The following is a 13,374-nucleotide window of genomic DNA, read 5'->3' on the forward strand; positions in this document are numbered from 1 at the left end:
TGTTACCTGGCGTTCTATACTTCGCTATAATCACTTAATACCAGATTAGTGGAGCTGCCATCGATATTGGTATAATTTAATTGCACAAATCCATATTTAGAATTAAAAAACGCTTTTAATTTAGTTTCTCCTATTCTGCTAACAGCAGTTCCTTCAATTACCCAGCAACTAATTTCTCCTAAACTTGTTTTTAGGGTTTTTCTGTCAGTAATTTTATAAGTGTACTCATTTTCTATGCTTCCTTCCCAATGTTTCCATCGTTTGTCACTCCATCCATCTCCAATTCTTAATTGCCAACTCCATTCATTTCCTATTTCGTATGGTGCTTTAATAAAAGGAAATGGATTGAGTTCTAATATTCTAAAATATTGATCTCTTGGAGGGTGCATCCATATGTTATTTTCATTCTCTATAACTCCAGAAGATGAAGAGAACCTTGCATTACCTTCTTTTAATTCATATTGATATTTTATAACTGTTTGGTTGTAATCAGGATTACTGAATATCATTGGCTCAAGACCTTGTTGTACAGATATAGCAACCCTTAGAATGGTGTTTTCATCAATTGAATCTGCAGGTACAAACTTCCATTTTTTTCTAAAGTCGTCGCTACTTTCATCCCAGGCGAAAAACATTTTTTCATTTTTTGTAGTAATATGCTCAAATTCATAAGTGAAAATACTTCCCTCCCTGAAAGTGGAATTGTTTTCAGTGAATCTGTTTTGGTCAGTATTTGTTGAATCAAATTTCTCTACACCAATCCCATCCTCATCAATTAACTCATAATCTTTTACTTTCTCCTTTTCTTTATTATTACACCCAATAATTACACTTGCAATAAAAATAATTAGGACTCTTGTTGGTTTCATAAATTTCTATTTAAAATGACAGGTAACTCGTTTTATAACAAGATAACCTTGTATTACTTAGGATAAAGTCCTGCTAATAAACAACTGCCGGTGTAGGGAAGAAATGGCAGGACAGTAAAGTTAAAGAAAATTCCTACATGCAGCCCGAAAAAAGGCATTTTTGAGAGTTCAGTGGTCCGAGGACAGTGGGCAGTGGGCAGAGGATAAGAATAGAGGTCCCAAAAATGGCATTTTTGAATACTCTACTGGCTGGAAGCTTTAATATTTCTTTATCCTTTTAAGAGACATTCGTGCATTCGTGGCTTTTTTAAAAGAGAGATGAAAAAAAAGGCCCTTTGGATTTTGGAATTTGGAATTTGCTGCCGCAGAGATTCCTCCTTCGTCGGAATGACAGGCTGAGTGGACAGAGGAAAGAAAAGAGGTCCCAAAAATGACATTTTTGAATACTCTTCTGGCTGGAAGCTTTAATATTTCTTAATCCTTTAAAGAGATATTCGTGCATTTGTGGCTTTGAAAGAAAGAAGAAAGAAAAGAGAGCAGAGAAAAGAGACTTTGGAATTTGGGATTTGGGATTTGGAATTTGCTGCCGCAGAGATTCCTCTCCCGATTCCTCGGGATCGGAATGACAGTTTCAGTGGTCAGAGGTCAGAGGTCAGTGGACAGTGGACAAGAAAAGAGGTTCCAAAAAGGGCATTTTTGAATGCTCTTCTGCCGGGAGCTTAAATATTTCTTTATTCTTTTAAGAGACATTTGTGCATTCGTGGCTTTGAAAGAAAGAAGAAAGAAAAGAGAGCAGAGAAAGGAGACTTTGATTTCCTATTTGGAATTTGCGAAGCTGGAGATTCCTCCTTCGTCGGAATGACAGGCTGAGTGGACAGAGGACAGAGGATAAAAAGAGGTCCCAAAAAGGGCATTTTTGAGACCCCTTGAATTCTGAATTTGGAATCTATTGTATTAGCTCATAAATGCTGCGGGCCATCTGCTCCTGTCCTTCTTCTGAGGTGAGAAATTCCCTGTCTTCGGGATTGCTCAAAAATCCCATTTCTATAAGGATAGCAGGGCAGTGGGTTTCTTTAAGCACCCTGAAATTGGCCTGCTTCACTTCAGAAACTTCAAAGTCGGCAGCCAGGGCTTCCTTCATTTTTATCGCCAGGTGTGCAGCGAGTTGTGAAGGCATATTACTGCTTCTGCCGGTAAAGAGTTCGATCCCTTTTTTGCTGTCCCGGCTATGAGCGTTGAGGTGCAGGGAGATCATCAGGTCGGCGCCGGTTTTATTGATGAAGTCGGTTCGGTCCTTGAGGGTCATGCCAACATCAGAATCCCGTGTGAGAATGATCTCCAGGTCTTCATTTTCATTCATGGCTTTGATCTTCCGCGCAATGTTCAGCACCACAGTTTTTTCAGAAATACCATTACTAATATTGCCGGGATCCTTTCCGCCGTGACCCACGTCTATGATGACTGTTCTCTTATCGGTATTTGTAAAGGAAAGGCTTAACGAGATCAATAAAAGTACGGTGATCTTGCTGAGTAGTTTCATGTTTATCTGGTTTTTAGTTGGGTGCCTGCGCATGAAGCAGACTTATGAAATAACAGAAAATTCCTACAATTATTGTGAAGAGATGTCAAATCCGGGTTGCCAAGAAGCGGGAACGAAGGAATATTCACACCTAAAAATAAACAGAACTACCTGATAATCAACGAATTTAGCCTTAACTTTATAAGGCTGATCAGTTTTAGGATGTAGAGGTTTAGAAGGAGTTAATTTAAAGCTGAACAAAATGGAAAATGTAGCTCATAAAAAGAATGGTGTAAATGTAGACCAGCTGGTTGGCACCATAGACGCGGTTAAGAAAGATCCTGAAGTGGCTGATTTCAGGTTTAGAGCCAGAACAGAGTGGTTAGGCGGTGGACATTGCCGCACCACTTTCCAGAACTTCTACGGGGCAAAACAGGAAGATACTTCCCGTAATGTTCCCATTGTTGTTGAAGGGGATGAGCCTCCTGTGCTTTTAGGAGAAAATCAGGGCGCTAATGCGGTGGAAGCTCTTCTTCACGCGCTTGGCAGCTGTTTAAGTGTAGGGTTCATCTACAATGCGGCAGCAAGGGATATCAATGTGGAATCTCTCACTTTTGACATTGAGGGGCACCTGGACCTTCATGCTTTTTTAGGGATTTCTGACAAGACCCGGCCCGGTTATCAAAGGATACAGGTCAATTATAAGGTGAAGGCAGATGCTCCTAAAGAAGAGCTGAAAGAATTGTGTGATTATGTACAGAAGACCTCTCCTGTGCTTGACGTATTGCGCAATCCGGTTACGGTAAATGTGGAAATGATTTGAGGCTTATCTGCATCCTGATAGATTAGTAAAAAAAAAGGGCGGGAGTATTTCCTGCCCTTTTCTTTTTTGACGAAAAAACGTTTCGCAAAGTTCACCGTGTTGTCCGGGAAGAATTACTTCTTCCGCAGTACGCCTTTTACTTAATCTAAAAAGCTCATGTTCATTTTAAACAATAAATTGTAGTAAGGTGTTGTTGTGCTAACAGAGCGGTAAATAGTTCCGTTGTGGGTAAACAGACTTCCGCCGGAATCATACACATAACCTGTACCTTCAATTTCCTCATGTGTTATCCACTGATCACTGTTGAGGTCGTACTCAAACAGGTAACCACTTTCGAAATATCCTTTAGAGCCCATTGTTGCTCCTTTTAAGGATTTAGAATTGGTATAAGGTATATTGGACCTTGGTATTAAAGCAAAGCTTGTTAGATCAATTTCCCAGAAAAGACCGGATTGCTCATTCGTACTTCTTCCTTCAAAGAACAAGCGGTCCTCAAACGCAAAAATAAGCGGGTCGTTTATGGCATCTTCATAGGTTTTTATTCCGGGATAAGTAAGTATCATTTCCCAGCTGTCATCAGGGATGGAGTACCTCCATAGATCATCAAATGGATCATAATCCTTATTTCTTCCCAATCCCAGGTAAATATAATCTCCAACACGGGTCATTATACCATTTATACGCTGGGCTCCGGGGAATGGTGTCAATTCCTCAAGATTCCCATTCAAAAAATTATAGCTGGAAAATTTATTGACATTTGGAGAGATGTCGTAACTGTACATTTTATCCTTATCCCAGGCCCTTAATCCGTATCGAACAGCTTGTGGTAAAGCCTGGTTCAGCACGCTCTCAAATTTGTTAGTTCCACTATTAAATTTCCCCACGGTAAGGGAACCATTATGATCAGAAATCAAACCATAGGTTTCATCCTGATACTTATGAAGGGGATGCAGAGGATTGTCAAAGCCTACTTTCAACCATGGTTCATTGATGCAGATTTCCGTTTCATAAGTGATCGTCTCTCCCAGGTACTGAATGACCACATCTTTTAAGGTGAAATCGGGATAAAACTCATCATGAATATTTAATACGATACTATCCCGGGAAATACTGGCCGCCGAAAAAGAAACACCTCCAATTTTGAGTTCGAACTGTTGGCTGAAATTATTTCCTACCCTGGGGAAATCCTTACCGTAAATAGTGGCAGTCTTCCCATAAGATATGCAGTCTGGAGTATCGGTAATTGTTGGAAGTTTGGCCTGAAACTTATCATCAAAATCAAGGGTTTGAAACTGGCTTTTTAATTTCATTTTAGGGTACAGGTCATAGAACCAGCCATTGTTCACAAATTTGATTTCGGTTCGGGAGCTTTTTACAATTTCCAGATTGTAATAATTCCCGAAGACCTCCATGGTCAATCTATTTTGTTCATTTATTAAATTGAAATGATCACCAATGATCGTAATGGTATCTTTTTCATGAGCAGCGTAGGGCGCCACCGAATTGATCACCGGAGTGTACATGGAAAAACCTTCAAAAACAGTTGTTTCCCCGGTTGGGTTGTGAATGCTCAGGTTAGAGTATGGTTCGTCTCTTGAACTATCGAACGGAACAATAGTTTTAAATAAGTTCTCTGATTCGGGCAACACTTTAGCTTTCCTGTCATTGAAATAGACAATAAGTTCATTTGAGAAATTTTCGCCTTCTACGGTAATTGTGTCCCCCACATGTGCTATTGAAGGGGTAATCTCCTTTATGACAGGAGGAGCACTGCCATTGGATACGAAAGACATTTCTTCACCCATGATAATCTTTCCATCATACTCAAAGAACGCGCTGAAGAAATAGGTTTTCCCTTCTAATAGATCATTTCTAATTTCAAAAGAATATTCACCATCCACTTTCCCAACATCTTTCTTTACAATTCCGGTATCCATATTTATGATTCCGCCTCTATAGTAAGACAGGAGAAAACCGTATTTAACATTGACCCTGAGATTACTTATTTTACCCACGAGACGTACACCGCCATCTTCTAAAAGAATGGCGTCTATTGTCTCTACGGAAGGTTCAGCCGGGGGGTCATCCTTACTGCAACTAAAGATCAGAATTACTCCCAGAAAGAGCAGTAATTTCTTCACTTGTAGGAGGAGATTTTTATTTTCGGCTGGCTGAAAGGGCGAGGGGGCTTGGAAAGTATGCATTAGCTATTAATAAGAAGGTTCCCTGTTAAGCTGCTATCCGGATTATTTTGACTTTTTAATCCGGCCGGTAGTTTTCGATCATTAGTAATTTCTAGAAGAATCAAAGAAAACAGGATAATTCAGTAATTAAATGGCTGCAGCTGTAGGGAAAAATGCAGATACTGTAAATTTAGTGGAAATTTCCTACACGGAAACTGAAAAAGTGCAAAAAGATTTTTGGGTACTTTCCCGGTTAATTCCCCACCGGAATGTTAATTATAAAAGCCGTTCCCACTCCTTCTTTGGATTTTATCTTTAGTTTACCACCATGTGCTTTAATTATGTCGCTGGTGATGTACAACCCAAGTCCGGTACCCTCTTTGCCTTTTTTGGTGGTAAAGAACGGTTGCATGATCTTTTCTTTGATTGCTTCTCTAATTCCAGGGCCATTGTCTTTGAATTCCACCATTACCTCTCCGTCATGGCGATTGGTTTGAATGGTCAATTGTGGCCTGTAAGCGGTCGACTCATTTTCTCTGGTCAATACCTTTTCTCTCATTGCATCAAAGGCATTCGTACACATATTCAGGATCACCCGGCTAAAATCCTGGGCAATGAGTGGTACCTGACCTATGTTCTCATCTAACTGGAAGTTTATATCCAAGTCAATTGGATTTTTCCCGGCCTGCATTCCCAAAAAGGCCAGATTTACAAACTCTTTTATCAATGAATTCAGATTGGTAGGTTCAAGTACCCCGCTACCACTGCGGGAGTGTTGTAACATAGACGTTACTATACGGTCGGCCCGGTGCCCATGCTCCTTAATTTTTTCAAGGTAGGTTTCTATATCGTTCAGGATTGAGACCGTATAATCCAGATCGGGTACTTTTGAAATTCCATTTGCCCTGCCCGCCTGCAAAACCTTTTCCTCCTCATTTTTAAAGACCTGGTTGTTCGCGAAAACTGAATTCTCCGGATTTAATTGTGCCGCATGCAGCTTTAGTTCTTCCCTAACTTCTGCGATCAACTCCATACTTATCTCGGAGAAATTATTCATAAAGTTCAACGGATTTTTAATTTCGTGGGCAATGCCGGCAGTAAGCTGACCAAGAGACGCCAGCTTTTCCTGTTGTACCATTTGCTCCTGTGTTGCCTTGATATCGGCGAGGGCTATTTCCAGTTTTTCTTTTGCTATCCCCAGCTGGTTGAAATCCTCATAACGGGCGTAGGCCATGGCAAAGGTATCTGCAAGATTTTGGACCAATTCAAGCTGTTGCCCGTTCAAAGGTTGACGGCACCCAACATACAGCATTCCCTGCTCAAACGGAACAAAATGGAGATCGAGGGAGGAGGGCGGTTCGTCATTTCCCTGGTATATTTTTTCATCGCTTATTTGCCCCATTTCCATCATTAATTTTGTCCAACCCACAAAATCATCCCGGTCCCAATGTTTCATGTAGAACTCTTCTTTTTTCCACGCGGTAACCACTTCGTTAACAAATTCTATGGAGGGATAGTGCAATTTTAAAACTCCTAAAGGTTGTCCATTTGGGGTAGATAAATAAAGACGTGCTTTACTTTTTGGTTCATCAATAATAAACACTCCGCAGCGGATGAAGGGGACCCCAAGAGTGGTAAGTTCACTAAAAACGATTTGTGAGATGTGTTTGAGATCATCGGGGTTGCGCATGGAAGCAATTTCGCCACGTACACGATCCAGTGCGGCCTGATGGATCGCCTCCCTGGCCAGTTCTTCGGCTTTTTGCAGGTCGAGAAAACGGGTATAGGTTTGCTCGAAAACCTTTCCGAAGCGTTTTAAAAGTTCATTGTCTACTTCAGAAAAGACCCTCCCCGTATTGTTGATCATGAAAATGCTTGTATTGGGGGAAAAACACCAGGATCTAGTATAGCCGCCCTCAAGGGATAGCAATTGTTTCTTTTTTTCTTCAGGAGTGAACTTCCAGGGTGGATACTTAAATAAATGTTCGAAAAATTCGATCTTTTCCTCTCTTGTATATACCTCTACCAGAAAATCTACCTTTTTTTTAATGGAATTAACCGAGTGATAGTAAATAGGTTTGTCCAGATAAGGGATAACTGCTTTTTCCACATAATTAGCTGCTCCACCACAACCCCAGATCTCTATATCTCTGCCGACTTTTTCATTGACAACAATGAAGATACCTCCGTTAATATCGATATTGATCCGTAGTAACTGGTGCGCAAGTGTATTCACAACCTCCTGAAGATCGGATGTATGGCGCATGGCCATACTTTGCGACCGCACTCTTTCCAATGCCGCTTCTATTTCCAGTTCACGATTTTTAGAGATCAGCTCCTTTGTTCGTTCTTCTACTGCATGTTGCAGCTTTAGATTTTCAGCTTTTAATGTATCCTGAGCAAAGGCCTCGCCTTGAACTGCTTTCATATCGGGATAGGATCCATGCTGATGCAGGGCGATCCATCCGGTAGAGGTTTTTTCCAGGAGAGACGACATTCTGAAAGGTCCGTAGAACGACCATTCTCCATCTACTTTTACATATAGGTCTGTAAATTCATTGACCATAACATAGTCTCCATAGGGAAGTACTTCTATTTCCCGATTCCGCAATTCGGTGTTGCCCAACATTTGTTCAAGAATGGTGTGCGTGTACTCCAGAATTTCATGTTTGCTATGGCAGATCTCTTCTTTAGTGCTCCCAATATTGTAGTAATCTTCTTTTATGAAAGTTGACCAAAGGTCAAGATCACCTTTCATGTAAGCCTTCCAAAAGGTATCCAGCCATTCGGAAAGTTCAGTTTTCATTTGGTCAGTGATCTTCATGTATTTTTTACTTCAATTGGTAAAATAACAGATTCAGGCAGGGCTATCATTCTTATTCGGAAAATGACCGCTGACTGAAGTATTGTTTAAAAAATGACCTGGGGGAGAGTCAGTTAATCTTATTGGTAGGATTTAAAAATTCTCATCTTCAAAAAGTTTCTTCTGAAGATGATCAGGGTCAATGGGGTTTGATCAAAGATTCTGCAAACAGAAGCTTTTATCTAATTTAGTGAATATTGGAGAAACTGAACAAGGATTAATTGTTGTAAATGAGATTCCTCCTTCGTCGGAATGACAGACAATTCAGAAAGGAGAGCAAAGAATAAAGAATAGAGAATAAAGAGGTCTGAAAAAGACATTTTCGAAACCTCTAGAATTTTAAATTTTAAATCCGGAATCATTTAAACCAGAGATTCCTCCTTCGTCGGAATGACAAATAGCTTGGATTGACAGGAAACAAAAAAGCCCCTTCCGAAGAAGAGGCTTTAAAAATGTCATTTTTGAGAGGTCTTACCAGATCTTCACGCGGTTCTCCGGTTTCACGTACATTGGATCTCCAGGCTGAATATTGAAAGCTTCGTAGAAAGCATCGATATTCTGAAGTGGTACGTAGGCACGGTACATTCCGGGAGAATGCGGATCTGTTTTGATCCTGTTCTTAAGAGCTTCTTCTCTCATTTTGGTTCTCCAAACGGTTGCCCAGGAAAGGAAGAAACGCTGTTCTGGCGTAAAGCCATCTATTTCACCAGGATTTCCATGTTCTTTCAGGTGGATCTGCAATCCGTCGTAGGCTGCATTTACTCCACCAAGGTCACCAATGTTCTCACCAAGAGTGAATTTTCCGTTGATATAAACAGAGTCAAGTACTTCAATAGCACTGTATTGATCAGCTAAAGCACCTCCAAGGTTCTCGAACTGCTCAAGGTCTTTATCGGTCCACCAGTTGTTCAGGTTTCCATCGGCGTCAAAACGGGCACCGCTGTCATCAAATCCGTGAGAGATCTCGTGGCCTATCACAGCTCCAATTCCGCCATAGTTCACAGCAGCATCGGCTTTGTAATCGTAAAATGGCGGCTGCAGGATGGCAGCTGGGAATACGATCTCGTTGTAACTTGGGTTATAATATGCGTTCACGATCTGTGGCGCCATGAACCATTCACTCTTATCTACTGGCTTGCCTAGTTTGGCTATATCCTCCTTTGTATTCCATTTAGCCGCGTTCAGCATGTTCTGGAAGTAAGATCCCCCATCTTCAGGTTTTTTCATTTCCAGGCTGCTATAGTCTTTCCACTCATCAGGATAACCTACTTTGATCACGGTAGTGCTCAATTTGTGCTTCGCCTTCACCTTAGTGCTGTCGCTCATCCAGGTAAGGTTGTCAATTCTGTTCTCGTAGGCTTTGATCACATTCTGGATCATCTCTTCAGCCTTTTGTTTAGCTTCCGCAGGGAAATGCTCCTCTACATAAAGCTTTCCTAAAGCCTCACCAACGGCATAATTGATAGTGGCCAACGCGCGTTCGTTGCGAGGTAGTTGTTCTTTGGCCCCACGAAGGGTTTGCTCATAGAACTCCCAGTTTGCACGTTCAATATCTGTAGTAAGCATACCGGCAGCGTCATTGAACAGGTTCCAGCGCAAGTAAGCCTTCCAGTCCTCTACGTTCTGGTTAGCCAGGATTCCTTGAAGGGCTTCCATATATTTTGGCTGGCTCACAATAATAGTATCTGGTTTACCGGCTCCAATCTCACTGAAGAATTCGTTCCATTTAACAGCCGGAACTTTCTTCTGAAGTTCGGCAACGGTCATAGGATTGTAGGTCTTACGGGCATCTCTGCGCTCTACTTTATCCAGTCTTGGCTGTGCCATCTTTGTTTCAAAGGCCAGGATCTTTTTAGCAGTACTGGCTGCTTCTTCTTCGGAATTTCCAAGGTACTGAAGCATTCTGGTGATATGTGCCACGTACTTCTCACGCTTCTCTTTAGAGTCGGCGTCATCGGCCACGTAGTAATCTCTGTCAGGAAGACCTAATCCTCCCGGTGCGAGATAAGCCGCGTTCATATTTGAATTTTTAGCATCAGCACCTACTCCGAATCTGAAGAATCCGCCACCGCCGTACATCTGCATTTCCTCCAGGTAGTTCTGAAGGTCTTCCTTGTTCTTAATGGCGTCGATCTTGGCCAGGTATGGCTTGATCGGCTCAATTCCCTGTTCGTTCCTTGTCACAGTGTCCATGATGGTCTCGTACAGGTAAACGGCTTTAGCCTGGTCGCTGCCGGCGTCCATTTTTTCATTGGTAGCCGCTTTCTCTAAAAGGGCAAGGGCATCGGCATCGGTTTTTTCACGTAGTTCGTTGAAACTTCCCCACACGGTCTTGTCGGCAGGAATTTCATTGGTGTCCAGCCAGCGACCGTTCACGTAGCGGAAGAAATCCTGCTGCGGAGTGACCGTGGTGTCCATATTGGCAAGGTTTATTCCCCTGCTTTCTTCAACTTTTACCTCTTTTTCGTCATTACAACTAGTTACCATTGCAGTGGCAACCATTGAGAAAAGGAGGGCTTTGGTTATTCTCTTCATTTGAAATTTAAATTATTAGTGATTAAAGTTATTCGTGAAATTTTATTGTGTTCGCGACTGTTGCCACAAATTTTGTCCCAAAAATGAAGTTTTACTTCAGTTTTTTGATCAGGGCTGTGTCAAAGTCTTTTTTCAGAAGGGTTACCTCGTCCACATTTTCATTGGGTATCTCAATGGACAGCACATAATGTTTAACTTTCCAGCTTCCATTCTCCTTGCTCACCACCCCCGAACCGCGGCAGATACCCATCTGGGTGTCCAGAAGTTCATCGAACCAGGCAAGATCGCAATCCGGAGTCGTATAGATATTCCTTTCAAGAGTGGAGAAACTCCAGGCTTTCCCTTTGTCGAAATAGGGTTTAGAAAAGTTCATGAAGCTCTGTTTATCCCAGTTCTCAGTAGGATCTGTACCAATAAAGATGGACTCATCTGCCATTTTTGAGAAGTAAGCATCAAAATTGGCTTCTGCTGCCGCTTTGTGCCATTGGTTTAGCAGGGTATTGATATTTTCTTTTTCTGAAGTTTGGGCATTGGCCAGAGAGATTGATCCTGCCACTAAAAGACAGATCAAAAGAAGGTTTTTCATAGGTAAGAATGTTTGGTCCAAGATACGAAATTCACCCAAAGCAAAAGAACGAAAAAAGTACACCCGGATTTATGTGCAGCAATCATTATTTGCAATATATTTATTCGTCATGAAATCGAATATTCTGAAAATCATCGCATTCCTTCTGTTTTTCTTCAGCATAAGCGGAATTTTGTTGCACGCCCTGTTCAAATTAGAGCTTATTGGTCATTACTGCAATTACCTCCTCTTTGATGCGCCCGATGACCACCTGATGATCTACACTGTAACCGCAAGTATGGTTGCAATGTTCTTTTCTCTTCTTAAACGCCGGAAAAGAAAAATGATCAGGTCTTAGATCTTATTCCGCTCCTAACGCCGTAAACTGCTTGATGGCAGCATTCGGCTCTATTATATTGTTGCCTTTCCAGAATTCAGGATTGTAGACCTTGAATTTTTCATAGATAAAATCGCCGGGAGACTGCAGGTTCTCATATTGAGCCGGTTCCAGATCTTCCTTGTCGTACACCACCAGCTGTAGTCTTTGCACCTGGCTTATTCGCAGGTCGATGTCCAGGTCCAGCTCATTCTGTTTTCTTCTGCCGGGAACATACTTGTTCTTTTCTATAATGGTCAACGGCCGGTCTATACCCACACTTTCCCCTTTTTCACGCTCCAGGTAACTCAATTGGTATTTTCCATTTTCGTCCTTTACAAAGATCATTCTGCCGCGATATACGTCGTCCAGGGCACTAATGCCGAAAAGACGGAATTTCTTCAGAGGTTTTACATTCTCGAATTCCAGGCGGTGCACTCCGTAGTCGGCTGTATTAACATAGACTTTTCCCTTAAAATCCCCGCGCCAGCGTGGTTCAAAATTTATGACATACACAGTGGCATTGTCAATATATGCATAGCCGTCCATCGTGTATTTGTAGCGGTTCAGCTTGTCAAAAAGGTCAAAAGTATTGTCCTCTTTCCAGAACATATCACCGAGTACAGAATTGAGTTTTTGAGCGGTTCGTTTTTGCAGGTTTTTTTGGGATTCGATTTGTTCCTTTGCGATCTCTTCGGCAGTCTTTTCCTTCTTCTGATTTTCTTCCCGGCTTTCTTCGAGCTCTTCCTGCAGCTCTTTCGCATCTACTTTTACACCAACAATTCCTGAACGTATCTTCAAATATGAATTCTTCTTCAGGTTTTGTTTAAAAAGTGTTTCCAACCTGTCGGTAAGATCGGTCAGGGTTTGAGTGCTTTGCGGATTATGAAGATTGGCAGCCTTAATGATCCTTAATTTCTGGCTGTCGTAGTTGCCGTAAAGGTCGGCCAGCACTTCTTTGTAGGAGTCGGAAACTTTTGGCACTTCGGAAGAAATGCGGTCCATCAGGTTTTGGTCGATTCCTTCTATGGTACTCTCATCCACGTGTAGCCCAAATTTCCGCACGTAATTGAAATCGGATTGCCGGAAGAAAATACGTTTCTTGCTGAGGTTGAAATCGTAATTAGTGGTGATCCCTTCCCTTACTTTTTTCATGATCTCTTTCGGGCTAAGGCTTTTGTCTGAAAGAAATACTTCCTTAAGCTCAATGCTGGCAGGAACCAGGAAGACAACTTCGTTTGTAATGCTCTTTGGGTCGATCTCAAGCACCTCGTAACCTAAAGAGGAGATCTTGATGACTTCAGGAGTTTCCGAAGTATTGAAACTGAAGAATCCTTCTTCATTGGTCACCACCCCACGATGTTCGGCAAAGATCACGTTGGCATACTGGATGGGTTTTTTATTCTGGGCATCCAGCACGCGTGCTTTAATTTCCTGTGCTTCCGCAGAAAATGAGAATAACCAGCAAACCACTAACATTAGAACAAGAACAGGAGATCTCATAAGATTGGCGTTTACCCTAAGACGCAGCAACAACAAATTTGTTACACCCAGAGAATGTATTTACTGTATTAACAAAAATCTAACTATCTGGTATTCAGGCGTCCCAATATCTTTATTTATTTTCAAAGGAAATTTACC

Annotated in this window: 9 protein-coding genes; 2 read left to right on the plus strand and 7 right to left on the minus strand. The window is 41.7% G+C overall.

The annotated features are described in order from the left end of the window. Positions 1-14: 14 nt before the first annotated feature. Both ACNORC_RS03580 and ACNORC_RS03585 read right to left on the minus strand, forming a co-directional pair. Complete coding sequence (locus ACNORC_RS03580; protein WP_418334218.1) at positions 15-869, minus strand: hypothetical protein; 855 nt, start codon at positions 867-869, stop codon at positions 15-17. 946 nt (positions 870-1,815) lie between these two features. After that, entirely contained in the window at positions 1,816-2,409 is a 594-nt protein-coding gene (locus ACNORC_RS03585) for an N-acetylmuramoyl-L-alanine amidase family protein (RefSeq protein WP_418334219.1), read from the minus strand. A 241-nt stretch (positions 2,410-2,650) separates the two neighbouring features. On the opposite strand from ACNORC_RS03585, the gene ACNORC_RS03590 reads away from it, so the two are divergent. Beyond that, positions 2,651-3,211 (plus strand): OsmC family protein, encoded by a 561-nt coding sequence (locus ACNORC_RS03590; RefSeq protein WP_418334220.1) that lies wholly within the window; start codon positions 2,651-2,653, stop codon positions 3,209-3,211. A gap of 140 nt (positions 3,212-3,351) precedes the next feature. Here the strand turns inward: ACNORC_RS03590 and ACNORC_RS03595 are convergent, their stop codons facing one another. From ACNORC_RS03595 to ACNORC_RS03610, 4 genes are all read right to left on the minus strand, one after another. Continuing rightward, positions 3,352-5,352 (minus strand): IPT/TIG domain-containing protein, encoded by a 2,001-nt coding sequence (locus tag ACNORC_RS03595; RefSeq protein WP_418334221.1) that lies wholly within the window; start codon positions 5,350-5,352, stop codon positions 3,352-3,354. A 295-nt stretch (positions 5,353-5,647) separates the two neighbouring features. Then, positions 5,648-8,218 (minus strand): ATP-binding protein, encoded by a 2,571-nt coding sequence (locus tag ACNORC_RS03600; RefSeq protein ID WP_418334222.1) that lies wholly within the window; start codon positions 8,216-8,218, stop codon positions 5,648-5,650. Positions 8,219-8,728: 510 nt separating this feature from the next. Continuing rightward, entirely contained in the window at positions 8,729-10,792 is a 2,064-nt protein-coding gene (locus tag ACNORC_RS03605; protein WP_418334223.1) for a M13 family metallopeptidase, read from the minus strand. Positions 10,793-10,883: 91 nt separating this feature from the next. Next, positions 10,884-11,378, minus strand: a complete 495-nt coding sequence (locus ACNORC_RS03610) for a nuclear transport factor 2 family protein (RefSeq protein ID WP_418334224.1) — start codon at positions 11,376-11,378, stop codon at positions 10,884-10,886. A gap of 109 nt (positions 11,379-11,487) precedes the next feature. On the opposite strand from ACNORC_RS03610, the gene ACNORC_RS03615 reads away from it, so the two are divergent. Next, positions 11,488-11,715 carry a hypothetical protein gene (locus tag ACNORC_RS03615; RefSeq protein WP_418334225.1) on the plus strand — a complete coding sequence of 76 codons (228 nt, stop codon included), beginning with the start codon at positions 11,488-11,490 and terminating at the stop codon, positions 11,713-11,715. Positions 11,716-11,718: 3 nt separating this feature from the next. Here ACNORC_RS03615 and ACNORC_RS03620 read toward each other — a convergent pair whose 3' ends face one another. Next, positions 11,719-13,236, minus strand: coding sequence for a carboxypeptidase-like regulatory domain-containing protein (locus ACNORC_RS03620; RefSeq protein WP_418334226.1), 1,518 nt, complete (start codon positions 13,234-13,236; stop codon positions 11,719-11,721). Between the last annotated feature and the right edge of the window lie 138 nt (positions 13,237-13,374).

Source organism: Salinimicrobium soli (genome assembly GCF_048323655.1).
In the GTDB taxonomy this organism is placed as follows: Bacteria; Bacteroidota; Bacteroidia; order Flavobacteriales; family Flavobacteriaceae; genus Salinimicrobium; species Salinimicrobium soli.